This window comes from Sinorhizobium sp. 22678 (genome assembly GCF_052044265.1).
Taxonomy (GTDB): Bacteria; Pseudomonadota; Alphaproteobacteria; order Rhizobiales; family Rhizobiaceae; genus Sinorhizobium; species Sinorhizobium meliloti_A.
This window is the reverse complement of record NZ_JBQEMS010000037.1, coordinates 15,957-39,269: the sequence shown is the minus strand read 5'-3', so window position 1 is coordinate 39,269 and position 23,313 is coordinate 15,957. Positions and strand designations below refer to the sequence as shown.

Here is a 23,313-nt window from a genome sequence, read left to right as displayed (position 1 = left end):
CCTCCCGCGTAACTGCGTCGTAGTACTCAACCAGCGGCTTGCATTATCCAGCCGTACCTCACTGGGAACACCGGAAAACCGCAGGAAGGCTCCTTCCAACCTCTAACTTGTTCCCAGTGGCCCCGCATGTGCTGTCAGTTCAGAACCGCCATTTGCAACTCGGCCTGTCGCCCCAGTGTTGTCATCCACTCGGTGAACTGCGGTCGGCTTTTGATTTGCCGGCCATAATGGCGGCCGAGCGCTGCTGTTAGGTCGCCTTTGCGTCCAAGTTGCTCGTCGGCGAAACGGATCATCTGCGAATTCGGCCATGCTTGCGGCCGGATCACGATCAAACGGGCAAACAGGTCCTCGGCAGACTCATCTGGGTTCGCCTGCGCCATCAGTGACAGCATGGCGGCCGTCGAGCGCGACACGCCCATATGGCAATGGACGAGCAGATGGCTTGAGCCATTTGCATCCTGCCTTGACTGAAAATCCGTTCCGAAGCGGAGGATCTCGGCCACATGGTCCGGATGGGGCATCACCCGCCCAGGCGCCTCCGCAATGATGTCGTGGAAGCGTAGCGTGGTGCGGTGGTGTTTGCCGTAGGTCTGGAAGGCGTCCAACTCGGGATATTCGGGATCGATCAGCGAGAGGACATGGGTGACGTTGCGTGTGCTCTGGCCCGGCAGTTCCTCAATCCCGCAAACGGTCAACTCCGGTGTGAAAATGACATCCATATCCGTTCAATCCCGTTTTCCGCGGCCTATCAGCGCTATCGCGCTCCTGAGCGACAAGCTAACGAATGTCACATACATCGGTTTGGGCGGCCGCGGTAGGCGGGATCCAAATCCTCACTTCTGATCTGTTTTGCGCATCCAGTCCGGCCGGACCTGTCGCTCGTTAATGTCGCGGCGACGTTTAGAAATAAGGACCGGACTTGCCGAAATGGTCGGCCAGAAACGCGCGCCATTTTTAGGCGGTGCAGGCTGTGGCCAGCCTCCCTCGGCATGTCGCCGCGCCACAGCGATCAGAACTGCCAGCCAAAACTCGTCGCGGCCACGCTCAAGAAACTGGCCGCGCGGAGATATGGCAGGGAGGTTGAACGCACCGCACGCGAAATGTGGCATGAGCGAAAGCCAACAAAGGTTCGAATCACTTGTCCGCACGACAAGCTGCGCCTGCCTTCCGCTTCACGCCTGCCTCGGCGGCCTCGGCCTTCTTCAACGCGTCGATGAAGTGATCGTTTTCCGCAGGTGAGCCGATGCTGACGCGAATATACGTCTCGAAGCCGGGTTGTTTCCACGGTTTGACGATGACGCCTCGCCGGAGCAGTGCTTCGGCCATACGGGTTGCCTCTGTGCGTGCGTCGAAGAACAGAAAATTGCATTTCGATGGTGCAATCCGGTAGCCCATCGTCGTGAGCTCTTTCTTCATCCGCTCACGTTCGACCAGAGCAAGCTCGACGGAACGGGTAAGGTGATTGGCGTCATCAAAGGCGGCGAGGGCGGATACCTGGGCGATCGCATTGGTGTTGAACGGAGTGCGCGCACGATTGAAAAAATCGCAAAGGCTGCCGTCGCTGACAATACCATAGCCGATGCGCAGGCCTGCCAGTCCGTAGGCTTTCGAGAAGGTACGTAGCACGACCCAGTTCAAGCCCGTCGCCTTCAGCACTTCGGCCGCACTTGGATAGTCGTCGCCGGCTGCATATTCCGCATAGGCCTCGTCCACCACGATGAGCGTTTCCGGATCGAGCGCGGCGATAACCTTTTCCAGTTGGCGCGGTGTCAGCCATGAGCCGACCGGGTTCATCGGGTTCGAGAACATCAGCATACGCGGCTTGCGGGCAATTGCGGCGAGAAGCGCGTCCATGTCGACGGTGAGGTCCGGTGCCACGGTGACGCGATCGACTTTTCCGCCCATCAGGGTCGTATAGTCTTCATGCAGGGGGAAGGATGGATAGAGCGTCACCACAGTGTCGCCCGCACGCACCACCGAGCGGCAAATCACGGCGATCAGATCTTCCGAGCCGTTGCCGAGGATAACCTGATTGTTCTCGACATCGAAGCTGGCAGCCAGGCGGGCGCAGAGCGCGCGGCCCTGCGGATCGGGATAAAGCCGGGCTAGTTCGCCGATGTCGGGAAAAAGGCCGCGCAAGGCGGGCGAGGGGCCGAGAGGGTTCTCGTTGGAGCCGAGCTTGGCGACTTCGTCGACATGGTACTTCGCCCGCACCTCTTCGAGCGTCAGGCCGGCATTATAGGGGGCGATCGAGCGAATTTCTTTCCGTATGGGGGTTGATGGGTTTGCCATTTTACCGTCTCCATGGGGTACCCTTGCTATGTGCTATTCATAAGCCGGGATTCATGATCTGTATATATGTATAGACATGTTGTCGAGATAATGATGTCATCCAGGTTGGAACCAGGACAGGAGCCGTCATGACCCGCCCGATCTTCGACCTTTCCGGCCGCCGCGCGCTCGTTACGGGAGCAAGCCGCGGCATAGGGCAGTCTATCGCTTTCGCTCTGGCCGAGGCCGGTGCGCACGTGGCGGTGACCGCGCGAACGGTAGAGGGCTTGGCTGAGACCCAGGCCCTGATCGAAAAGGCCGGCAGCCGCGCGGTGGCGCTTGCCCAGGACGTGCGCGACGTTGAGGCTTGCGCAAGCGTCACGAGAGCAGCGGCTGAGGGTTTGGGCGGTCTCGACATCCTGGTCAACAATGCCGGGTTCGAGAATGTCCGGCCTTCCTTCGAAGTAGACGAGGCGCTCTGGGAAGCGATCGTCTCGACCAATCTGAAGGGCGCCTTTTTCTGTGCCCAGGCGGCGGGCCGGATCATGGCGGACGCAAACGGCGGAGCAATCGTCAATCTCTGCTCCCTGACGTCCTATGTCGGCATTCCGACGGCGGTACCCTACGGCGCCTCGAAGTCGGGCTTACTCGGCGTAACGCGTGCCCTGGCAACCGAGTGGGCAACGCACAACATCCGGGTCAACGCCATAGCGCCCGGCTATTTCCGCACCGCCATGACTGAGGGCTTCTACGAGGACGAGGATTGGCAATCCCGCATGCTGGAAAAAATCCCTCAGCGGCGCTTCGGCAAGGAAAGCGACATCGGCGGTGTCGCGGTTTTCCTCTGCAGCGATGCGGCTGCCTATATCACGGGGCATTGTATTCCTGTCGACGGCGGCTATCTCGCCTCCATCTGATCCGTGCGCGAGCCTGCATGAATGCTCCGTGTGGGGTGCAAACTGTGTGACGGACCCGTCTTGACTGCTTGTCATTCTGTCCATCGCTAGCCAAACTGTCAGCGGCTTTGCGCCTTCCTTTCGCATGTGCACAAATAATCGGCATATGGAATTGCAGTGCAAAAAATGCGCAATGTCAGTTGACGATACTTGTACTAATATGTATAGACAACTAGACGTAAGGGCCGGTGGAGCGCCTTTCCCGCCGGGTCGAATAGAATAAAGCTTCGCCGCGGCCTCATCGGTTGGAGCAAGACAGGGGAATTCAATGGGCGTTGTTGCTGCTGGTCTCCGTCCGACCGGATCCGTTAATCCGGTCGCTGTTTCCGTCAAGGACGTCGGCATGGCTTTCGGCGATGTTCACGCTGTCAGGAATGCCTCATTCGACCTCCCGAAGGGGCGGTTCCTGACCATTCTCGGCCCGTCCGGATCCGGTAAGACGACACTGCTGCGCATGATCGCCGGTTTCGACCGGCCGACCCACGGTGAGATCTTCATCAATGGGCGGCCGGTCAGTGCCGTGCCGGCGCACAAGCGCGCCATCGGTATGGTGTTCCAAAAGCTCGCACTTTTTCCTCATATGACGGCGGCCGAAAACGTCGCCTTTCCGCTCAAGATGCGACGCCATGACGCCCGCACGATCCCGGAAAAGGTCGCGCGCTATCTCGATCTCGTGCGCCTCGGCGGCTATGGCGGCCGTCGGATCAATGAGTTGTCCGGCGGTCAGCAGCAGCGTGTCGCTATCGCCCGTGCGTTGGTGTTCGAGCCGGACCTGCTTCTGCTTGACGAACCGCTTGCTGCGCTCGATCGCAAGCTGCGCGAGGAGATGCAGCTCGAGTTTCGCCGCATCCAAAAAGAGCTCGGCGTCACCACGATCAATGTCACTCACGACCAGCGAGAGGCGCTGGTGGTTTCCGACGAGGTCATCGTCATGGATGGCGGCTCCATTCAGCAAAAGGCCCGGCCGGTCGATGCGTATCGCACGCCGTCGAATGCTTTCGTCGCAAACTTCATCGGCGTGACCAATTTCATTGAAGGCAACGTTGTCGAACTTACTTCGGCGCGAGCCGTGTTCGAAGCCAACGGTGTGCGTCTCGTCGGGATCCCTGCCGATGCTGCCCTTGCGACCGGCATATCCTGCAGCGGCGCTGTTCGTGCGGAACAGATCCGCATCGCGCCGAAGGACAGGCTGCTCGAGGGACTCGAAACGGTGGTCGACGGCCAGGTCGTCGATTGCATTTTCGAAGGCGAACGCGTCGTTTACGAAATTCAGGTTCCGAGGCTGGCCGGCGTGCTGATGCGGGTCTTCGACCACGATCCAGAATCTCACTTGCAGTTCGGTCCGGGCGACGAGGTTCGTCTCGGCTGGAATGCCAGGGATATGCATGTCTTTCAAAAATGACCCCGAGAAGGTCCAGCCAGAGGAGAATGTCTAATGCCGCATGAAAAATTTCTGTCCGCGCAGATCCGCCGCCGGACGCTGCTTGCGTCGATCGCCGCGGCCGGCGCCTCGGCGGGCCTCTCGACGCTCGGCGCCAGTCGCGCCTTTGCCCAAGAGCCGGAAAAGCCGGCCGAGATCATCGTTCGCGCCTGGGGCGGCAGCTGGGTCGATGCGCTCAAGGCTGGCGTGTCCGACAGCTTTACCAAGATGACCGGGATTGCCGTCCGTCACGATCTGACTGAGGACAACGAGATCCAGCCGAAGGTCTGGGCCGCTGTTGCCCAGAAGCGTGTCCCGCCGATCCACATCAACTGGGATACGACCACGAACGCGACAAAGTCGGCGCTGCGCGGGGTCACCGAGGACCTGTCGGACCTGCCGAATCTCAAGAACGCCACGGATCTTGCGAAGCCGGTCGGTCTCGACGGCTATCCGATCGTCAATACCTACGGCTATGTTTACGTGCTCGCCTATCGCCCGTCGGCCTTCCCGAACGGCGCACCAAAGTCCTGGAAGGATCTTCTCGACCCCAAGCTCAAGGGTCGTATCGCGCTGTATAACGACGGCATCGGCTTCCACTTCCCGGCCCAGGTCGCCGGCGGCGGTAAGCTCGAGGACATTCCGGCCAACATGCAGCCGGCCTGGGATTTCATCTCGAAGATCAAGGAGCAGCAGCCCCTGCTCGGCGAGGACCCGGATTTTACCACCTGGTTCCAGAAGGGCGAGATCGACGCCGCCTGCACCATCTCGACCAATGCGCGCGAAGCCAAGAAGAACGGCATCGAGATCGCCTGGGTCGTGCCGGAGGAAGGCGCAAAGTTCGACACCGACGGCCTTTGGATCCCGAAGGGTCTGCCCGAAAATGAGCTTTACTGGGCCAAGAAGTACATCGATCACGCCCTGACCAAGGAAGCACAGCAGATCTGGCTCGACGGTCTCGGCCTTCCCGGCGTCATCCCCGGCATCACTCCGCCGGCCGATCTCGTGGGCGATCCGTCCTACCCGACCACGGAAGAGGACTTCAAACACTTGATCCGTATCTCGTCCAAGGTACAGGTCGAGAACGAAAGCCAGTGGTTCGCCAAGTTCAAGGAAATCATGCAGGGCTGATGCCTCGTGTGCCCGCCGCGTCCCTTCTCACGGCGGGCAACGTTCTCTCGTGAAACAGGATCGATGCCATGCGCGCTTCCCGTGCCGCATATCCCCTGACGTGGCGCGTCATGGATATGCTCGAACGCCTTGCGGCTTTCGTCTGGCCCTCGAGCTTCCAGCGAGGCTTACCTTATCTCATGCTGATGCCCGCGATTGTGCTCGTGGGGCTGCTTGTGCTCGGCCTCGTCCAGATTGGCGACACGAGCCTGAGAACGCTCGATACCAATACCTTCCTGATGTCGGAAAGCTATACGCTCACCAATTATCAGCGTGTTCTGACCGAGAGCTTCTTTGCGACCGTGGCAGGCCGTAGCCTGATTGGTTCGATGATCGTGACCGTGATCACGCTGGTCTTCGCGTTTCCATATGCTTATCTCATGGTGCGCACGCCCTCGTCCACGCTTCGCAAGTTTCTGCTGGTTGCGTTGTTTTTGCCCTTCTTCATCGGACAGGTTGTGCGCGCCTATGGCTGGCTCATCATTCTCGGCAATCAGGGCATGGTCAACGAGGCGCTCGGTCTCGTAGGCGTCCAGCCGATACGGCTGCTCTACAACTACCCTGCGGTACTGTTCGGCCTCATTCAGTACATGCTGCCTTTCGCGGTGCTGATGCTCGCACCGGCTCTGACCGCGATCCCCAGCGACCTCGAGGCGGCAGCGGCCTCGCTCGGCGCGGGCTGGACCCGCACCTTTCGCCACATCGTTCTGCCGCTTTCCCGACCGGGGCTCGTGGGGGCCGGCCTGGTCGTGATGACACTGTCGCTCACCGACTTCGCTATCCCCGCCATCCTCGGCGGCGGCACGCAGGACTTTATCGCCAACGCGATCTACGACCAGTTCTTCCGCACCTCCGATCAGGGCATGGGTGCTACGCTGTCAATGATGCTCGTTGCGGTCGGGTCCATGCTCGTCGGCGTCGTTTTCATGGTATTCGGCGCAGGCACGCTCGCCATGACAGGAGAACGTAAATGACGGGCAGCAAAAGTAAATCCTTCGTGCTATGGGCTTTCGTTGCTACTGCGCTTGTGATGTTGTCTGCGCCCACCGTCGTGGTGCTCGGAGCCTCGTTTACGGCCGGAAACATCATCACCTTTCCGCCGGACGGCCTATCGCTGAAATGGTACGGGGCGATCGCTCAGGCAAGTGACCTCAGGCAGGCGTTCCTGCGTTCGCTGATCGTCGCCACGATATGCACCGTGGTCTCGATCCCGGTCGGCACGCTCGCCGGCATCGCGTTGGCCAAATATCGGGTGCGGTTTGCGCGATCGATCCAGATCTATCTGCTGTTGCCGTTCACCATCCCGCTGATCGGTTCCGGCATCGGCATGATGCTGGTTCTCGGCAACATAGGCGTTCTCGGGCGATTGTGGCCGGTGGGTATCGCCTGCTCCGTCATTAACCTGCCCTTCATGGTCTGGGCTGTGACGGCCAGTGCCAGCAATCTATCGCCCGACCTGGAACTGGCTGCAGCCAATTGCGGAGCGCCGCCGCTGCAACGCTTCCTCTACATCACGCTGCCTGCGGTCTTACCGGGCGTGATCACGGGATCGCTGCTGATGTTCATCCTCGCGCTCAACGAGTTTCTGGTCAGCCTCCTGCTGGTCGACGCTCGAAGCGTGACGCTGCCGGTGCAGATCTACAATTCCATCCGCTCGATCATCACGCCCGACCTGGCCGCCATCTCCGTGGTGTTCATCGCCTGCGCGGGTGTTGCGATCGCGCTGCTCGACCGGCTCGTCGGTCTCGACATCTTCCTGAAATCGAAATGACCCTTCGGCCCTGCGAGGGCTAGATACAAGGACAAGACGATGACCAACGTGTCTTTCTACGAATATTCCAAGCTGAACCTCGAAGAAAAGGCCGCCCTGCTGCGCCGTTCGGAAGCCGACATATCGGCCTTCATCGAGAAGGTCGCGCCGATCCTGGAAGCCGTCCGCACCGAGGGTGACAGGGCGCTTGCACGATTTGGACGCGAACTCGACAAGGCCGACGTCACGGAAGCCAATCTGAAGGTTACCGCGGCCGAGTTCGATGCGGCCTTCAAGCTGGTCGATGCAAGCGTGATCGAATCCGTTCAATTCGGCATAGACAACATCCGCAAATTCCATGAGGAGCAGAAGCCTGAAGCCATGTGGCTGAAGGAGATCCGTCCCGGCGCATTTGCCGGAGACCGCTTTACACCCATTCAGTCGGTCGCGCTCTACGTACCGCGCGGCAAAGGTTCCTTCCCGTCGGTGACTATGATGACATCGGTCCCGGCCGTTGTTGCGGGCGTCTCCAATCTGGCCATCGTCACGCCGCCGGCACCGGACGGTTCCGTCGATGCTGCGACGCTGGTTGCCGCACGCCTCGCCGGTGTCGAAACCGTCTACAAGGTGGGCGGCGCGCAGGCCGTTGCTGCCGTCGCCTATGGCACCGAAACCATCAAGCCGGCGCTGAAGATCGTCGGTCCCGGCAGCCCTTGGGTGGTCGCCGCCAAGCGCTTGCTCTCCGGCGTCATCGATACCGGTCTTCCCGCCGGTCCGTCCGAAGTGATGATCCTCGCCGATGATACGGTCCATGGCGGTCTTGCCGCGCTCGACCTGCTGATCGAGGCGGAACATGGCCCGGATTCCTCTGCCTATCTCGTTACCCACAGCCGCCGCGTCGCCGAGGAGGCGCTCGCAGCCCTTCCAGAACACTGGGCGAAGATGACCGAACAGCGCGTCGCCTTCTCAACGGCCGTGCTGAGCGGAAAGACCGGCGGCATCGTTCTCACCACTTCCATCGAGGAAAGCTACGAGTTCGTAAACGCCTATGCGCCGGAGCATCTGGAGCTTCTCTCAGAAGAGCCCTTCATTCATCTCGGCCACATCACTGAAGCGTCCGAAATCCTGATGGGTCCCCATACTCCGGTCAGCATCGCCAACTTTTCGCTTGGGCCGAACGCCGTATTGCCGACCAGCCGCTGGGCCCGAACGTTCGGCCCGCTGTCGGTCAGTGATTTCGTCAAGCGCAGCTCAATCGGCTATGTCACGGCACCGGCCTATCCGGAATTCGCAAAGCATTCCCACAATCTGGCGATCTACGAGGGTTTCTCCTCGCATGCGCTTGCCGTGTCGCCGGTGCGGGATCGCTATCTGAAGCAGGGCGCCTGAACTATGAAGGCTGTGCGGCTCTACGACGCCAAAGACTTGCGGGTGGAGGAGGTCGCCGAACTGTCGGCTCCGCCGCCAGGCTTCGTTAACCTTGAAGTAAGGGCTGCTGGCATCTGCGGTTCCGACCTTCACAACTACCGTACCGGCCAATGGATCTCGCGCCGGCCCGCCACGGCAGGCCATGAATTCTGCGGTCGCGTGACTGCGATCGGAGAGGGCGTCAGTCACGTGGTGCGGGGAGACGTCGTCTCTGCCGACTCGCGCATGTGGTGCGGCAACTGCCCGGCTTGCACGAGCGGCCGCAAAAATGTCTGCGAGGCCTTAGGTTTCGTCGGCGAGATCTGTGACGGTGGTTTTGCCGAGGCGGTGCAATTGCCAGCCCGACTGGTCGTGCGCCACGATCCTGAGCTTTCGCCCCATGTTGCCGCTATGGCCGAACCGATGGCGGTCGCCTTGCATGCCGTGCGTCGCCTCGCCATTCCGGCCGGCGAACCAGTTCTCGTCATCGGCTGCGGCACGATCGGCGGGTTGAGCGCCCTTCTTCTCTCCCGGTTGCACGCCGGTCCGCTGCTGCTGGCCGATGTGAACGCCGACAAAGCCGCTCTTGTCGCCGAGGTGACTGGCGGCGCGGTCGTTGCTCTCGACAGGGCGGCGATCGAAGAAGCACTTTCCGGCGGAAGGGTGCGCTATGCGCTGGATGCCACCGGCAGCATTCAGGCGATCGCCCGGGCTCTCGACATCCTGTCGGGCGGCGGTGCGCTGGCGCTCGTCGGCATTGGCCACGGCAAGCTCGATTTCGACCCGAACATCCTGGTGGAGAGGGAGATGTCACTCGTCGGCTGCCATGCCTTTGCAGACGAGTTGCCCGAGAGCGTCGGGCTACTCGTCGATCTCGCACCCGCGCTGCAATGCTTCATCGAGGTGCTGCCGGCGCTCGACGATGTGCCCGAGGCTTACGAAAGGCTGCTGCGGGGCGACAGCAAGGCACTCAAGACGATCATCGAGGTGGCGGACTAAGTCCGGTCCGTCATGTCATTCCGGATGCCGGCTCATCCGAGGCGGCGGTGGAGGCAGTGAACCATGAATACGCTTTCAGATTCTGCATCGCCGCTCTACGCGAAGGTGAAGGACTTCGTCCTTGGCAACATCGGCAGCGGCAAGTGGGCCCGCAACAGCCGGCTTCCGTCCGAAAACGAGCTCGTCTTGGCACTCGGCGTGTCCCGTATGACCGTTCACCGGGCGCTGCGGGAACTCACTTCGGAGGGGCATCTGCGCCGCATTCAGGGCGTCGGCACCTTTGTCGCTCCGCCGCGGCCGCAGTCGACGTTGATCGAGATCAGCAACATCATTTCCGAGATCAGAGCGCGCGGTAGCCGGCACCGGGCCGAGGTGTTCGTGCTCGAGCGCATCGCACGACCGGAACCAGAGCTTCTGCTCGCCTTCGAGTTTGAGGCGGTGAAGCCCGTGGACCATTCCGTCGTCATTCATTTCGAGAACGACCTGCCGGTCCAGCTCGAGGAGCGCTACGTCAATCCCAACCTCGTTTCCGGCTATGTCGACCAGGACTTTGCCGCAGTCGCCACTTATGACTACCTACAGAACGCAACGCCGCTGACCGAGGTGGAGCACCTCATCAGCGCTCTGCCGGCCAGTGCTGACCAGGCTCGCCTGCTGAACATTCGCCCGGGTGACTGCTGCCTGGTCCTGCACCGCAAGACCTGGACAGGACCGGTCGTCGCAACTGTCAATACCTTCACCTATGTCGGCAGCCGTTATTCGCTCGGCAGCCGCTATCTGCACGGCGGCAAGTGACCGCCGTTCCTATCAAAAAGACCCATTCGGAAAGAACGCTATGAGCCAGGCCACGAGCCGCACCGCGCAAATCAGGAAAATCGCCAAAGCCGGAGACGGCATGGCGGAACAGTTGCTTGCCGAGCTGCTGCGCGACCTTTTCAGGATCGAGGCAAAGAACGTCGCGATCAATCACGACCAGTATAGTCTCAATTCACTCAATGGATTCTTCGATACCGAAGATGGCGCGTTCTTTTTCAAGTTCCATCAGGAAGAAGGCGAGGAGGCCATGAGCGGCGAATATTACCGCGCCGACATCCTGGCCCGCGCGGGACTTCCCGTAGATCAGCCATTGCTGATGTCGACTCTTCCGGGCGAACAGATCCTCGTCTATCGCCGACGCACTGATCCGCGCTTTTCCGATGTGCTGCGAGCGCTGGATCTGAATGACGATGCTGCCGCGAGGGAAAGGGCTGTTGAGGCCGAACGGAGGCTGAGCGAAGCCGTGCTTCAGGTCTATCTCGATACGCTGCATCCGGTGAATGCTGGAGAGGTTGCGGCCGAGCCGATCCACCGGCTATTTTACGAACGGCTCATCGACCCGTCGGCAGGAACCTTTCCGGGCGGGCGAATGGCGAGCTTCTATGTCGGCAAGGACTTTACCTTTCCGAACCTAACGATCGATTGGGAGACGCTTTCGCGCTGCCGGTTTGTGGTGAACGGCATCGAATACCGCGACAGCCTCGGTGCTCTCTTCGATGCCGCGCATGAGCGGCTGAACCCCTCGCGGCTGACCGATGCCGGGGGAGTGGTCGCGCATGGAGATGCCCACAACGCGAATGTCTGGTACGAGGAGCGCGATGACAGGGCACGCTTGTCTTTTTTCGATCCCGCCTTTGCCGGCGAGAACATCCCGACATTGCTCGCCGAAGTGAAGACGACCTTCCATAACACCCTCGCCCATCCGCTGTGGCTCTACGATCCTGCGATGGCAGCTGAGCACTACAAGGCAAGCGTAATGCTCGATGGTAGTCTGCTCCGCGTAACGACCGACTTCATGCCAAGTCCCGCCAGGCGGGCGCTACTCGACGTGAAGGCAGAGGCACTATGGCGTCCACTGCTCCACGAACTGAAGGCGCGGGGCATGCTTCCGGCCGACTGGCGCCGGGTCATCCGGCTTGGCCTTTTCCTCTGCCCGACGTTGGTGATGAACCTGCGGGCCGGCGCTACGACCCATAACACGACTTCCTCCCTGATAGGCTTCTCCGTCGCGGTGATGGCCGGAAGCGAGCCGGCTGCGGGACACGATTTAATTTCAAAATTCATCGACACAATCGATCCGGACAACGGCTGACATGGCGCCGGTCAACATACACGACTTTCGCGATCTCGCCCGACGGCGGCTGCCGAAGATCTTCTTCGACTATATAGACGGCGGCTCCTTCGAGGAGGAGACGATGCGGGCGAATCGCTCGGACTTCTCACGCATAACCCTGCGCCAGAAGGTACTAGTCGAGCCGCAGCCGCAGGACCTTTCCACGGCTTATCTTGGGCAACGTTATCCCCTGCCGTTCATGCTTGGGCCGGTCGGCTTCCTCGGCCTTTATGCCGGCAAGGGCGAGGTCAAGGCCGCGCAGGCGGCGCATGCCGCGGGCATCCCCTTCTGCCTATCAACCTTTTCCATCGCTTCACTAGCCGACCTTCGCACCGTCACGGACGGGCCGCTGCATTTCCAGCTCTATGTGCTGGAGGATCGCTCGCTCTGCGAGGAATTGCTACAAGCGGCAGAACACGCCGGCGTCGATACCCTGTTCGTAACGGTGGACACAGCCATCACGGGCATTCGCGAACGGGACGTGCGAAACGGCTTCCGGTCGCTGACGCGGGTGACGCCGGACCTCTTCGCCCGCCTCGCGCTGAAGCCGCGCTGGCTCGCACAGGTGGCCCTTGCCGGCATGCCGTCGGTCAGGGCAATCGAGCACCGGCCGGAATTCGGTCGCGGCGCGCTGGAGCAGGCGGCCAATCTCTCGCGCCGAATTGACAAGACGCTGTCGTGGAAGGACATCGCCTCGCTACGCGAACGCTGGACGGGCAAGCTCGTAATTAAAGGCGTTCTCACGCCCGCTGATGCCGTACGCGCTCGCGATCTCGGTTGCGATGGGGTGGTGATTTCCAACCACGGCGGACGTCAACTCGACGGTGCCCCGAGCACGATCCGCGCCCTGCCCAGCATTCGCGCCGCCGTCGGAATCGACTTCTGCCTTATGCTTGACGGCGGTATCCTCCGGGGCGCGGACGTCATCAAGGCGATCGCACTCGGCGCAGACGGCGTGATGCTTGGCCGAGCTTATACTTATGGCCTCTCGGCCGCGGGGCAGGCGGGTGTGGCCGAGGTGATTGCCATCCTCGAGCGGGAGATTTCGATCAGCCTTGCATTGATGGGGATTGCCTCGATCGAGCAGCTCAAGGCTCTCGGCGCGGAAGCCGTCTCGAAATTATGACGGGAGAGCTGCGCAGCTTGCCGGCGACGAACGGCAGAAAGCGCCGGATGCCGTCGTCGGGCCGCCGAGACGAACCCCCACCATAGGCAAGATGCGTTCAGCCAGTAAAGACGCCCCGGATATGGTCGAAAGCGCGGGCGACGGCCAGCCGCGACGGGGCTAGTGCAGGGTCTTGCTCGGCTTCGACCACCAGCCACCCGCGGTAGCCATTTTCCCGGACAAACCGGGCAATCGGGTCGAAATGGACAACGCCGTCGCCGGGCACAGTGAACATGCCGCTTCGCACGCCGACATTGAAGCTCAGGTCACACGCCCGAACGTTTTGGAGCACCGGGCCACGGACGTCCTTCAGATGGATGTGGACGATGCGATCCCCGAAGCGCTCGATCAAGCGGGTATAATCAAAGCCGCCGGCGACAGCATGTCCAGTGTCGAGAAGCAGGCCGGCTTGCTCCCCCGTTCTGCCAAAAATGTCCGAAATCTCATCGAATGTCTCTGCCACCATCATCAGGTGATGGTGATAGGCAAGTTTGAGATCGTACTCGCCCGCCAGACGCTTGGCGAACTCGGTGAGCCGGGCGGCATAGGCGACTACCTCCGTCTTCGGCATAGTCAAGCGCTCAGACATCGGTGCATCGAGCGGCGATCCCGGTGTCATCATCGCGACCTCGCCATAGACCATGACCTTGCACTCCATCTCGCGCAGAAGTTCGGCATGGCGGGCAACGGCTTTCATTTCTTCGCCGACGCCGCGTTCAGCCAGTTCTCCCGAATGCCAGCCGGACGCCAAGGCGAGGCCATGGCTCGCAAGAAGCGGTCGCAATGTTGCGGCATCTCGTGGGAATTTCCGTCCGAGTTCGACGCCTTGGTAACCGGTCTCGGCTGCGTCGCTCAGGCATCTCTCGAGCGAGATGTCGGCGCCAAGGTCCTCAAGCACGTCATTGGTCCAGGACAGCGGACTGACGGCAAGACGCACGCCGGCGGGCAAGGCAATGGCTTTTCGAGGGATCATATTGTTCTCCGCATGGGCTGGATTCTTTGAGCGGTGGGGCGCTCCCCGTATTCGAGAAATAACGGTCTCGCGGATGACTCCCGCTTATGTGGAATTGCGCACGACAAGGGTGCCCGGCAGTGTCACGGTCTCGGGCTCCAGCCGTCCCGTGATAATCCCGACGATCACCTCAACCATTTCGTCGCGGGGCTGCTCGTAGGTAGTGAGGCTGTAGGCGGACGACCCACAGAGCTCGTAGTTGTCAAAGCCGACGACGGCCATGTCTTCCGGGACGCGCAAGCCAAAACGGTCGCGGATCTCATCCATCGCTCCGAGCGCCAAGATGTCGTTTTCGCACATCAGGACGTCGACTCGGTCCGCGGGGTCGGTCTCCTTGAGATAGCCGCGGACGGCTTCGGCTCCGGCTTCGGCGCTGTATTTCTCAGCCGAGAACACCGCGACGTCGTCCACGCCCTTCTCCCCCCAGAAATCGACGAAATGCTGCCGGCGTCTCAGCGCCGTCGACAGGACGGTCGCTCCCGTCATAAAGCCGGGACGCCGGTATCCTCTTTCGAAGAGATGATCGACGATCTCCCGCAGCGCCAGTTCGGCATCGCATGTGACCGCCGGCACGCCTTCGATCTGACTGTCTCTCGCCAGCACGAACATGGGTGGCGTCCCCCGGCCGAATTGCAGATCGTTCAGTGTCTCGCTGCGAAATGCCGTTCCGAACAGGATGACGGCATCGACCTGGCGCTGGTCTGCGTGGAGCAGTGCGTGCACATGGTCGAAGTGCGTGTTGATATTGATGAGCACGGCGACCAGCCCCTCGGCCTGCAGTCGTTCGGTCAATGTCTCCAGGAACGGCAATTTCTGAGGATTGGCGAAATCATCGACGAACACAGCCACCTGATGGGTGGAGTTGGTCGCGAGGCTGCGGGCAAGCAGGTTCGGAGTGTAGTTGAGCGCCGCAGCCGCTTCGAGGACTTTGCGTTTGCTTTCCTCCGCGATAGATGCGCCCGGAGTGAAAGCCCGTATGACCGTCCACTTCGAGACACCGGCGGCATCCGCCACTTCCCTCGCCGTCGCCCGCTTGCGCATAGAGCCTCCCTGTGAAATGGAACGGATATTCCATTTTTTGATTCGGATGAAATGAATGCTTGCTTTTACGGCATCCGAGGATAACATGCACCTGTTTGCACCCGGTAGCAAACAGAAATGCACCCGGTAGCATTCGTTTTTCTCGCCATCCTGTGGAGTGGACGGCGAATGAGGAGGAGCAAATGAAATCCCTTTTGAAGAAGCTCGCATTCGGCGCGGTCGTACTCGGCGTCGCCACCTCGGCGGCCGTGAGCGCGAAAGCTCAGGAGCCCACCATAATCGCCGTGACGCACGGGCAGGCATCCGACCCTTTCTGGTCGATCGTGAAGAACGGCATCATGCAAGCCGGTAAGGACAGCAACGTCCAGGTCGATTACCGCGCGCCGGAGACCTTCGACATGGTGGCGATGGCTCAGCTCATCGAAGCTGCCGTAAACCAGAGCCCTGCCGGCATCGTCATTTCGAACCCGGACCCGGATGCGCTTGGCCCGGCGATCGAGAAGGCCGTCGCCGCCGGCATTCCGGTCATATCGATGAACTCCGGCATCTCCGCAGCCGAAAAACTCGGCATCAAGCTGCATGTCGGCCAGGATGAGACGCCGGCTGGTGTCAAGGTCGGCGAGAAGTTGAAGTCGCTCGGCCTCAAGCACGTCCTCTGCGTCAACCAGGAAGTCGGCAACGCCGCTCTCGACCAGCGTTGTGCCGGTACGGAGCAGGGCTTCGAGGGTGGCAAGGTCACGGTGCTGCCGACGACCTCCGATCCCGCCGAGATCGAATCGAAGATCCAGGCGGCGCTGACGTCCGACCCGTCGATCGATGTCGTGCTCGGCCTTTCGGCTCCGCTCGTCGGCGAGCGGGCCGTGGCGGTGGTGGAGAAGATGGGTGCCGGCGACAAGGTGAAGGTCGCCTCCTATGACCTCTCAGCGAGCTTCCTTCAGTCCGTGGTCGACGGTAAGGCGCTGTTTGCGGTCGATCAGCAGCCTTTTCTGCAGGGCTATCTGCCGGTGACTTTCCTGGCGCTCAATGCGCGTTACGGAACGATCCCGGCCGGCAACGTGGCGTCTGGTCCGAGCTTCGTGACCGCCGAGACGGCTGCGCAAGTAATCGAGAAATCCTCCCAGGGTATCCGCTAAGGCGGAGCCTGGCAGCCCCCGTCCTGAACGGGGGCTGCCCCTGTCGCCGCGCATTTGGCCAACGCGACACTTCGATTCGCGGGCGGTCGTCGCGCGAACGGACAACGACCCAGATTTTAGGAACGAACCATGACGCTAGCCAACGAACAGAACGGGTCTGTAGCCAGATCCGATGAGCGGCTGAAAAAGGTTTCGACATTGACCGCAATTCTACGGCGTCCCGAACTCGGCGCTGTAGCCGGTCTGGTGCTCGTGACGATCTTCTTCCTTCTCACCGCCAATCCCGCCATGTTCACGTTGGCGGGTGTGATGAACTTCATGGCCCCGGCCGCCCAGCTCGGCATTCTCGCCATCGGCGCAGCCCTCTTGATGATCGGCGGCGAATTCGACCTTTCGATCGGCTCGATGGTCGCCTTTGCCGGGCTGGTCTTCGGCACGGCGCTGGTCGTCTGGCAGGTGCCGCTCAGCGTCGCCATTCTCGTCGCCATCGCCTTTGCCGCATTCATCGGCATCACCAACGCTCAGCTCACCATGCGCACCGGCCTTCCGTCCTTCATCGTGACGCTGGCCTTCCTCTTCATCCTGCGCGGCCTGACGCTGGTCGGCCTGAAGTGGGCGAGCGGCGGCGCGACCCAGCTTCGCGGCATGAAGGAAGCAGTGGCCGGCAGCCCGCTTGCCCGCCTGTTCTCAGGAGATGCCTTCCCCGGATTGTTCACCTGGCTTGCTGAGGTCGGCATTATCGACACCTTCCCGAACGGCGCACCGAGGGTGCCCGGCATCCCGGTCGAGATCCTGTGGTTCATTGCCATCGCGCTCCTTGCCACCTGGGTTCTGTTGAGAACGCGCTTCGGCAACTGGATCTTCGCATCCGGTGGCGATCCGCGCGCTGCGCGCAAGTCGGGTGTGCCGGTGGCGAGAGTCAAAACAACGCTCTTCGTCGTCACCGCCCTTTGCGCCACGCTGGTCGCCATCCTCACCGTGCTCGATGCCGGCTCGACGGACGCCCGCCGCGGCTTTCAGAAAGAATTTGAGGCGATTATCGCGGCTGTCATCGGCGGCTGCTTGCTGACCGGCGGCTACGGCTCCGCCATCGGCGCGTTCTTTGGATCCATCGTCTTCGGCATGGTGCTAATCGGCCTGACCTACACGTCGATCGACCAGGATTGGTACCTCGTTTTCCTCGGCGGCATGCTGCTGACCGCCGTCGTCTTCAACAACGTCATCCGCAAACGCGTCACGGGGGAACGCTGATGAGCACATCTCAGACGCCCCTCGTCGAGGTCAGGAACCTCGTCAAGCATTTCGGTTCCGTCATCGCCCTCAACGGCGTGTCCATGAACGTGTACCGCAACGAGGTTCTATGCCTGCTCGGCGACAATGGTGCGGGCAAATCGACCCTGATCAACGCACTTGCCGGCGTGCACAAGCCGACCTCGGGCGATTTCCTGGTCGAGGGTCAGCCTCGAGTGTTTTCCGGCCCTCGCGACGCACTCGATGCCGGCATTGCCACGGTCTACCAGGATCTTGCGATGATCCCGCTGATGTCGGTGACCCGCAACTTCTTCATGGGGCGGGAACCGTTGACCGGCTTTGGCCCCTTCAAGCGCATGGACATGGATGAGGCCGACAACGTGACTCGCGACGAGATGCACAAGATCGGCATCGATGTCCGCGACCCGCAGCAGGCGGTTGGCACGTTGTCAGGCGGCGAGCGGCAATGTGTGGCGATCGCCCGCGCGGTCTATTTCGGCGCCAAGGTGCTGATCCTCGACGAGCCGACGTCGGCACTCGGCGTCGCCCAGACGTCGATGGTGCTGAAGTATATCAACCAGGTCCGAGCCAAGGGCCTCGGGGTGATCTTCATCACGCACAACGTTCGCCACGCCTATGCCGTCGGCAACCGCTTCACCGTGCTCAATCGCGGCAAGACGCTTGGAACCTATGCAAAGAACGAGATTGGCATCGACGAACTGCAAAACCTGATGGCCGGCGGGAAGGAGCTGCAGTCTCTGTCGGAAGAGCTCGGCGGAACGATCTGATCGAAACCGGCTCGCATGCCTTTCGGTGCGGCGCTTTTGCGCCGCTCCACCCATCGTCATACCCAAAATTCGGAAAACGCCAATGAGTGCTCCCAAGACTTCCCCCTTCCCCCTCGCAGCCTGCGCGGAAATGCTCTGGCGCGACAAGCCGATCGAGTGGCGCGCCGCGCGCCTGAAAGAAATGGGTTTCGGGGTCGGTCTCTGGAACTGGCCGGAGCACGATCTCAAGAAGTTGGAAGCGACCGGCGCGACCTTCACGATCATGAACGGCTATTTGACCGGCCGTCTGACGGACGACGACGGTGCAGCAGAACTCCTCAGGACAGCGCGCGAGACCGCGCAGGTGGGAAAACGGCTCGGCATACAGCGACTCAACCTGCACGGCACGGGCCTCGGAGACCGCGGACTGCCGGTCCAGCCCATCGAAGTGGTCACCGGCGCGATGTGGCTGAAGGCGCGCGATACTCTGTGCCGTATCGTGGATATGGCCGAAGACGAAGGCGTCACCTTCACGCTCGAAAACCTCAACCTGCCGGTCGACCACCCCGGTGTGCCCTTCGGCCGCGCCGAGGACACGCTGGCGCTTGTCTCGAGCGTCAATCATCCGCGGCTCCGCCTCAATCTCGATCTCTACCATGCCCAGATTGGCGAGGGCAACCTGATCGAACTCTGCCGCAAGTGCCTGTCTTGGATCGGCGAGGTCCAGGTGGCCGACGTACCCGGCCGCTGTGAGCCCGGTACCGGCGAGGTCAACTGGAACGGCATCGCCAAGGCGCTGAATGCGATGGGCTATTCCGGCCCGATCGGGATGGAAGCCTGGGCCGCCGGCGACCCGGAAGCGGCGCTCGAAGCGTTCCGCGCCGCATTCACCATCTGACATTTTCAACGTGACAGGATCAATTCCATGCCCAAGAACAAACCCGTCAATGTCGGTCTCATCGGTGCCGGCCGCATCGGTTCTTTCCACGGTGAGACCGTCGCACGTCGCCTCGTCGACGCCGAGCTCGTCGCCATCGCCGATCCCGCCCCAGGGGCTGCGGACGCTCTTTCCGGGAAGCTCGAAGTCGAAAGCTCTTATACCGATGTCGCCGATCTGCTCGCCCATCCGGAACTCGATGCCGTGATCATCGCCACGCCGGCGCGGTTTCATACGAACATCCTCGTGCAGGCCGCCGAAGCCGGCAAGGCGATCTTTTGCGAGAAGCCGATGGCGTTGACCCTGGAGGACGCCGACCGGGCAATCGCGGCGGCACGCTCAGCCGGCGTTCCCCTCCAGGTCGGTTTCAACCGCCGCTGGGATCAGGCCTTCTCGGAAGGACGTGCCGCGATCGATGGCGGAAAGATCGGTACCCCTCAGTTGCTCCGATCGCTGACCCGCGACCCCGGTCCGTTCGGTGCCGACCCCGCCAGGATTCCGCAGTGGACGATCTTCTACGAAACGCTGATCCACGATTTCGACACGCTGCTTTGGCTGAACCCGAATGCCAAGCCGGTCGAGGTTACGGCAGTTGCCGACGCGCTGGTTCGTCCGGATTTCGCCGACAAGGGCTTCCACGACACGGCGGTCGTCACGATCCGATTTGACAATGGCTCGATCGCTGTCGCGGAGGCGAACTTCTGCGCGATGTACGGCTACGACATCCGCGGCGAGGTCTTCGGCTCCGGCGGCATGGTGACCATGGGCGACGTCCGTCGTTCCAGCATGACGCTGTTCGATAAGAACGGCGTGTCGAGCGACACCTGGCGTCGCGACACCGACCATTTCGTCCACGGTTACACAGCGCAGCTCGCGTCCTTCGTAGCAGCCGTTCGTCGCCGCGAGATCACCGTAGGACCGACCGGGATCGATGCGCGCAATGCGCTGAGCATCGCGCTGGCCTGCATTGAGTCTTTCTCACGAAAGGCAGCCATCGCGCTGTAATAAAGGGCAGATGGAGGCGGTCATGAAAACGAGCGAGGTGACAAAACCTCCGACCGACGTCATGGAGCTCAAGGGCATGTTCGCTTCCAGGTCCCTTAGGCTTCCCAAACAACTCGAGCAGGTCGCTCGTCTGGCGCTTGCAAGGCCGGATGTCATCGCCTTCGGCAGCGCTCGTTCGATCGCTGCCGTTTGCTCCGTCTCCCCCACCTCGGTCACGCGCCTTGCTACCGCCCTTGGCTTCGACAGTTTTCGGGATTTCAAGTTGTTCTTTCAACAGCATCTAAGGAGAACTGCGAACTCCTATACCAGGGGGTGTGTTTGATGGGCTTTGGGTATCCGCGGCCCCTGTGGCGGCCACGTTGTCTCGTCGACGCGAGTAACGGTCAGCGGCCGCTGTGGGGTCAGCACCGGAAATTGCGGGCGCTATAGGCGAATGACAGCGTTGGGTCGAACTTTGGCCTTCAGCGTGGCCAGATGGCGGCGCCTCTGTTCGAAGCGCCGCCACTGAGCAATACAATTCAACTTGCTCAGAGATAGCCAGGGCGTGGTCCACCCCGATTCCGAGGTATTGTACGGTGCTCTCCAGCTTCTTATGGCCTAGCAAGAGCTGGACGGCGCGTAGGTTGCCTGTCTTCTTGTAGATTTGTGCCGCCTTCGTCCGCCTCATCGAATGCGTGCCGTAGCGTTTCGGATCAAGCCCGATGCTCGACACCCACTGCTCGACAACCCTGCTATATTGCCGCGTCGACAGATGCGGCTTTGTGTGCACGCGGCTCGGAAACAGATAATCCCGTTCCCCGAGTCTGCGACTTTCAATCCATGCGCCGACAGCCTCCCGCGTTTGATCGGTCAATTTGAATTGCACGGGTCGGCCGGTCTTCTTCTGAATGCTGATCGCCCGGTCACGAACCCTTCCGAAAATCGAAACATCACCAACTGAGATCGCAACGAGATCACTCGCCCGCAATTTGCTGTCGATCGCGAGGTTGAACAGCGCCAGGTCGCGTACTTCGCTCAACATCTGAGGGCGGGTACGGATGGCCCAGACCTCCTTCGGCTTCAATGGTGGCTTCTGACCGATGATGCGGCCCGAGTTCCAGCTAGATATAGCCTTCCGCCCAGAAGCCACCCCCCACACCTCAGCGCTCAACTTTCAAGCAGACGGATGGTACTTCGGGAAGCGATTTATCGGGTGGACAGCCGAAGTCCGATGCGAAGCTGCGGGACGGCGGCTTCGCATCCAGCAGCAGACGATTTCTGGAATGTCGCGGACATACATGCCACTGAACTTTGATCCAGCGGCGATTAGAGGCTCGGCGGTGGCAGGTCAGACGCTATATATCTCTGCTTGTCATCCTTACGAGGGTTCCATGGCTGAAAACCACCCGCACTGGCTCCGGAAAGAAAATACGGATCAGACGAAGGCGAGCTTTCCTGAACTCTTTTTCGATCTCGTTTTTGTTTTTGCCCTGATTCAGCTCTCCGAGAGCCTTTCGGATGATTTCAGTCTTGGCATCGCCGCCGAAGCAGTGCTCTTCATCTTCGCGCTTTGGTGGGTATGGATCCATACGACGTGGGTCATGGATCTTCTGGATACCGAGATCGAACCGGTCCGCCTGCTGCTCTTCACTCTCATGTTCTGCGGCATCGTGATGGCGATTGCGCTGCCCGAGGCCTTCAAAGGCATGGGCCTTCTCTTTGCCGTCGCCTATTCAGCCATGCAGGTCAGTCGGTCGCTTTTCGCACTCTATGCATTCCGAAGAGGCGACCCGGCCTCGTTCATGACCTTTTTCCGGATCACCGCATGGCTTACGATTTCGAGCACCTTCTGGATTACGGGAGGCCTGTTGGACCCGCATCTGCGCGTCGTCCTGTGGATCGTGGCGCTCGTTGTGGAATATACAGGTCCGACGGTCCGCTACTGGGTGCCACTTATCGGAGCTTCGCCGCGGGAAACCCTTGATATCGACGGGGAACACCTAGCTGAACGCAGCGCTCTTTTTGTCATCATCGCACTTGGCGAGACCATCCTGACAATTGGCAAACACACGTTCAGCAACCTCGAGACTGAGGGCACGCCCTGGGTCCTTTGTTTTTCCTTTCTCACCACGGTTCTCATGTGGTGGATCTATTTTCACGACGGCCAGCAACGGGCCGCTGACAAGGCAGAAGTCACGTCCAAACCGCAAACCACCGCGCAGTATCTCTTCACCTATGGCCACCTTCCGATCGTGGGCGGCATCGTCTTCACGGCGGTCGGAGAAGATTTCAGCCTGGCGCACCCTTACCAACTGGGAACATACGATTTCGCGCTGGCTCAGCTCGGCGGGCCGATCTTATTCTTGGCCGGGACGATGTGGATGAAAGGCGTGTCTTCGCGTGTCCTGCCCTATTCGCATGCCATTGGCGTTGGCCTGCTCGCCGCCAGTTTCCCGCTTGTGCCTGTCGTCGCCAACGTCGTCATCCAGGCGGTATCAGGTGCTATTTTGCTCGTGGTCGCCGTCTGGGAGTATGTCGCGCTGAAGCACCTGGGGCGCGGCGCCGCTTGATTGCCATGGCTTTCATTTCTGCTGCGCCCTAAAATTTGCCACACTTTCCTCTTCGTGTAGAAGGTGTAGACGGACGCTTGGGCATCCTCCACAGCTCCTTCGTTTTACCGCTACTGCTTGGTAAATTGGTGCCGGCCCCAGGCACCGTCTTCAAGGCGCCGGTCTTCAATGAGCTTCCCGACCGACAGGAGTCGAGCGCAGCGCTCAGTGCCTGCGCCATCGCGATGCGCGTCGGCGCAACGCGGGTAAGCCCCCGCGAGTTCTGGGATCGCGGAAATCCCAGACGGCCTCGCCCCGAGGTTCAGGGCGCCGCTGCACCAAGGGCAGCATT

The 23,313-nt window shown here is 61.1% G+C and carries 21 protein-coding genes and 1 pseudogene; 17 read left to right on the top strand and 5 right to left on the bottom strand.

The window, feature by feature from the left end:
- Nucleotides 1-134: 134 nt before the first annotated feature.
- Together ACTJKL_RS30355 and ACTJKL_RS30350 are read right to left on the bottom strand one after the other, a co-directional pair.
- Nucleotides 135-719, bottom strand: a complete 585-nt coding sequence (locus ACTJKL_RS30355) for a tyrosine phosphatase family protein (protein WP_411927392.1) — start codon at nucleotides 717-719, stop codon at nucleotides 135-137.
- 415 nt (nucleotides 720-1,134) lie between these two features.
- Nucleotides 1,135-2,292, bottom strand: a complete 1,158-nt coding sequence (locus ACTJKL_RS30350; protein WP_440854623.1) for a histidinol-phosphate transaminase — start codon at nucleotides 2,290-2,292, stop codon at nucleotides 1,135-1,137.
- 128 nt (nucleotides 2,293-2,420) lie between these two features.
- Between ACTJKL_RS30350 and ACTJKL_RS30345 the strand changes: the two genes are divergently transcribed.
- The 10 genes from ACTJKL_RS30345 to ACTJKL_RS30300 all read left to right on the top strand — a co-directional run bounded on the left by ACTJKL_RS30345 (nucleotide 2,421) and on the right by ACTJKL_RS30300 (nucleotide 13,248).
- Nucleotides 2,421-3,188 carry an SDR family NAD(P)-dependent oxidoreductase gene (locus tag ACTJKL_RS30345; RefSeq protein WP_440854622.1) on the top strand — a complete coding sequence of 256 codons (768 nt, stop codon included), beginning with the start codon at nucleotides 2,421-2,423 and terminating at the stop codon, nucleotides 3,186-3,188.
- Between the two features lie 307 nt (nucleotides 3,189-3,495).
- A complete protein-coding gene (locus ACTJKL_RS30340) occupies nucleotides 3,496-4,629 on the top strand; it encodes an ABC transporter ATP-binding protein (RefSeq protein ID WP_440854621.1) in 1,134 nt (377 codons plus the stop codon).
- Between the two features lie 33 nt (nucleotides 4,630-4,662).
- Nucleotides 4,663-5,778, top strand: a complete 1,116-nt coding sequence (locus ACTJKL_RS30335) for an ABC transporter substrate-binding protein (protein ID WP_100674381.1) — start codon at nucleotides 4,663-4,665, stop codon at nucleotides 5,776-5,778.
- A gap of 68 nt (nucleotides 5,779-5,846) precedes the next feature.
- A complete protein-coding gene (locus tag ACTJKL_RS30330) occupies nucleotides 5,847-6,791 on the top strand; it encodes an ABC transporter permease (protein ID WP_440854620.1) in 945 nt (314 codons plus the stop codon).
- Entirely contained in the window at nucleotides 6,788-7,588 is an 801-nt protein-coding gene (locus ACTJKL_RS30325) for an ABC transporter permease (RefSeq protein ID WP_100674383.1), read from the top strand. Before ACTJKL_RS30330 ends, ACTJKL_RS30325 begins: the two co-directional genes overlap by 4 nt.
- 39 nt (nucleotides 7,589-7,627) lie before the next feature.
- A complete protein-coding gene (gene hisD / locus ACTJKL_RS30320) occupies nucleotides 7,628-8,956 on the top strand; it encodes a histidinol dehydrogenase (protein ID WP_440854619.1) in 1,329 nt (442 codons plus the stop codon).
- A gap of 3 nt (nucleotides 8,957-8,959) precedes the next feature.
- Nucleotides 8,960-9,973, top strand: coding sequence for a zinc-dependent alcohol dehydrogenase (locus ACTJKL_RS30315; RefSeq protein ID WP_440854618.1), 1,014 nt, complete (start codon nucleotides 8,960-8,962; stop codon nucleotides 9,971-9,973).
- A gap of 63 nt (nucleotides 9,974-10,036) precedes the next feature.
- Entirely contained in the window at nucleotides 10,037-10,768 is a 732-nt protein-coding gene (hutC, locus tag ACTJKL_RS30310) for a histidine utilization transcriptional repressor HutC (RefSeq protein ID WP_440854617.1), read from the top strand.
- Between the two features lie 112 nt (nucleotides 10,769-10,880).
- The gene (locus ACTJKL_RS30305; RefSeq protein WP_440854628.1) at nucleotides 10,881-12,101 is read left to right on the top strand and encodes a hypothetical protein; all 1,221 of its coding nucleotides are present in this window, start codon (nucleotides 10,881-10,883) and stop codon (nucleotides 12,099-12,101) included.
- A 1-nt stretch (nucleotide 12,102) separates the two neighbouring features.
- Entirely contained in the window at nucleotides 12,103-13,248 is a 1,146-nt protein-coding gene (locus tag ACTJKL_RS30300; protein ID WP_440854616.1) for an alpha-hydroxy acid oxidase, read from the top strand.
- Nucleotides 13,249-13,345: 97 nt separating this feature from the next.
- Here ACTJKL_RS30300 and iolE read toward each other — a convergent pair whose 3' ends face one another.
- Together iolE and ACTJKL_RS30290 are read right to left on the bottom strand one after the other, a co-directional pair.
- Nucleotides 13,346-14,260, bottom strand: coding sequence for a myo-inosose-2 dehydratase (gene iolE, locus ACTJKL_RS30295; protein WP_440854615.1), 915 nt, complete (start codon nucleotides 14,258-14,260; stop codon nucleotides 13,346-13,348).
- A gap of 84 nt (nucleotides 14,261-14,344) precedes the next feature.
- On the bottom strand, nucleotides 14,345-15,340 hold the full coding sequence (locus ACTJKL_RS30290) for a LacI family DNA-binding transcriptional regulator (protein ID WP_069456430.1): 996 nt from the start codon (nucleotides 15,338-15,340) through the stop codon (nucleotides 14,345-14,347).
- A gap of 182 nt (nucleotides 15,341-15,522) precedes the next feature.
- Here ACTJKL_RS30290 and ACTJKL_RS30285 point away from each other — a divergent pair, with 182 nt between their 5' ends.
- The 6 genes from ACTJKL_RS30285 (at nucleotide 15,523) to ACTJKL_RS30260 (ending at nucleotide 20,755) form a co-directional block, all read left to right on the top strand.
- Complete coding sequence (locus tag ACTJKL_RS30285) at nucleotides 15,523-16,473, top strand: sugar ABC transporter substrate-binding protein (protein WP_440854614.1); 951 nt, start codon at nucleotides 15,523-15,525, stop codon at nucleotides 16,471-16,473.
- A 129-nt stretch (nucleotides 16,474-16,602) separates the two neighbouring features.
- Nucleotides 16,603-17,724 (top strand): ABC transporter permease, encoded by a 1,122-nt coding sequence (locus tag ACTJKL_RS30280; RefSeq protein ID WP_440854613.1) that lies wholly within the window; start codon nucleotides 16,603-16,605, stop codon nucleotides 17,722-17,724.
- Nucleotides 17,724-18,512, top strand: coding sequence for an ATP-binding cassette domain-containing protein (locus tag ACTJKL_RS30275; RefSeq protein ID WP_440854612.1), 789 nt, complete (start codon nucleotides 17,724-17,726; stop codon nucleotides 18,510-18,512). Before ACTJKL_RS30280 ends, ACTJKL_RS30275 begins: the two co-directional genes overlap by 1 nt.
- 82 nt (nucleotides 18,513-18,594) lie before the next feature.
- The gene (locus ACTJKL_RS30270) at nucleotides 18,595-19,389 is read left to right on the top strand and encodes a TIM barrel protein (RefSeq protein WP_440854611.1); all 795 of its coding nucleotides are present in this window, start codon (nucleotides 18,595-18,597) and stop codon (nucleotides 19,387-19,389) included.
- Nucleotides 19,390-19,416: 27 nt separating this feature from the next.
- Nucleotides 19,417-20,433 (top strand): Gfo/Idh/MocA family oxidoreductase, encoded by a 1,017-nt coding sequence (locus tag ACTJKL_RS30265; RefSeq protein ID WP_440854610.1) that lies wholly within the window; start codon nucleotides 19,417-19,419, stop codon nucleotides 20,431-20,433.
- Between the two features lie 10 nt (nucleotides 20,434-20,443).
- On the top strand, nucleotides 20,444-20,755 hold the full coding sequence (locus ACTJKL_RS30260; protein ID WP_440854609.1) for a MurR/RpiR family transcriptional regulator: 312 nt from the start codon (nucleotides 20,444-20,446) through the stop codon (nucleotides 20,753-20,755).
- 192 nt (nucleotides 20,756-20,947) lie between these two features.
- Here ACTJKL_RS30260 and ACTJKL_RS30255 read toward each other — a convergent pair.
- Nucleotides 20,948-21,541, bottom strand: a pseudogene (locus tag ACTJKL_RS30255) (tyrosine-type recombinase/integrase); the annotation flags it as partial.
- Between the two features lie 262 nt (nucleotides 21,542-21,803).
- Between ACTJKL_RS30255 and ACTJKL_RS30250 the strand changes: the two are divergent.
- On the top strand, nucleotides 21,804-22,982 hold the full coding sequence (locus tag ACTJKL_RS30250) for a low temperature requirement protein A (protein ID WP_440854627.1): 1,179 nt from the start codon (nucleotides 21,804-21,806) through the stop codon (nucleotides 22,980-22,982).
- The last annotated feature ends 331 nt before the right edge of the window (nucleotides 22,983-23,313 follow it).

What these genes read in the sequence shown, in the direction of transcription:
- ACTJKL_RS30325 (WP_100674383.1), top strand. Translation starts at nt 6,788, where the DNA reads ATGACGGGCAGCAAAAGTAAATCCTTCGTGCTATGGGCTTTCGTTGCT.
- ACTJKL_RS30335 (WP_100674381.1), top strand. Translation starts at nt 4,663, where the DNA reads ATGCCGCATGAAAAATTTCTGTCCGCGCAGATCCGCCGCCGGACGCTG.
- ACTJKL_RS30300 (WP_440854616.1), top strand. Translation starts at nt 12,103, where the DNA reads ATGGCGCCGGTCAACATACACGACTTTCGCGATCTCGCCCGACGGCGG.
- ACTJKL_RS30350 (WP_440854623.1), bottom strand. Translation starts at nt 2,292, where the DNA reads ATGGCAAACCCATCAACCCCCATACGGAAAGAAATTCGCTCGATCGCC.
- iolE (WP_440854615.1), bottom strand. Translation starts at nt 14,260, where the DNA reads ATGATCCCTCGAAAAGCCATTGCCTTGCCCGCCGGCGTGCGTCTTGCC.
- ACTJKL_RS30270 (WP_440854611.1), top strand. Translation starts at nt 18,595, where the DNA reads ATGAGTGCTCCCAAGACTTCCCCCTTCCCCCTCGCAGCCTGCGCGGAA.
- hutC (WP_440854617.1), top strand. Translation starts at nt 10,037, where the DNA reads ATGAATACGCTTTCAGATTCTGCATCGCCGCTCTACGCGAAGGTGAAG.
- ACTJKL_RS30275 (WP_440854612.1), top strand. Translation starts at nt 17,724, where the DNA reads ATGAGCACATCTCAGACGCCCCTCGTCGAGGTCAGGAACCTCGTCAAG.
- ACTJKL_RS30330 (WP_440854620.1), top strand. Translation starts at nt 5,847, where the DNA reads ATGCGCGCTTCCCGTGCCGCATATCCCCTGACGTGGCGCGTCATGGAT.
- ACTJKL_RS30290 (WP_069456430.1), bottom strand. Translation starts at nt 15,340, where the DNA reads ATGCGCAAGCGGGCGACGGCGAGGGAAGTGGCGGATGCCGCCGGTGTC.
- ACTJKL_RS30280 (WP_440854613.1), top strand. Translation starts at nt 16,603, where the DNA reads ATGACGCTAGCCAACGAACAGAACGGGTCTGTAGCCAGATCCGATGAG.
- ACTJKL_RS30250 (WP_440854627.1), top strand. Translation starts at nt 21,804, where the DNA reads ATGGCTGAAAACCACCCGCACTGGCTCCGGAAAGAAAATACGGATCAG.
- ACTJKL_RS30285 (WP_440854614.1), top strand. Translation starts at nt 15,523, where the DNA reads ATGAAATCCCTTTTGAAGAAGCTCGCATTCGGCGCGGTCGTACTCGGC.
- ACTJKL_RS30260 (WP_440854609.1), top strand. Translation starts at nt 20,444, where the DNA reads ATGGAGGCGGTCATGAAAACGAGCGAGGTGACAAAACCTCCGACCGAC.
- ACTJKL_RS30315 (WP_440854618.1), top strand. Translation starts at nt 8,960, where the DNA reads ATGAAGGCTGTGCGGCTCTACGACGCCAAAGACTTGCGGGTGGAGGAG.
- ACTJKL_RS30340 (WP_440854621.1), top strand. Translation starts at nt 3,496, where the DNA reads ATGGGCGTTGTTGCTGCTGGTCTCCGTCCGACCGGATCCGTTAATCCG.
- ACTJKL_RS30265 (WP_440854610.1), top strand. Translation starts at nt 19,417, where the DNA reads ATGCCCAAGAACAAACCCGTCAATGTCGGTCTCATCGGTGCCGGCCGC.
- ACTJKL_RS30345 (WP_440854622.1), top strand. Translation starts at nt 2,421, where the DNA reads ATGACCCGCCCGATCTTCGACCTTTCCGGCCGCCGCGCGCTCGTTACG.
- hisD (WP_440854619.1), top strand. Translation starts at nt 7,628, where the DNA reads ATGACCAACGTGTCTTTCTACGAATATTCCAAGCTGAACCTCGAAGAA.
- ACTJKL_RS30355 (WP_411927392.1), bottom strand. Translation starts at nt 719, where the DNA reads ATGGATGTCATTTTCACACCGGAGTTGACCGTTTGCGGGATTGAGGAA.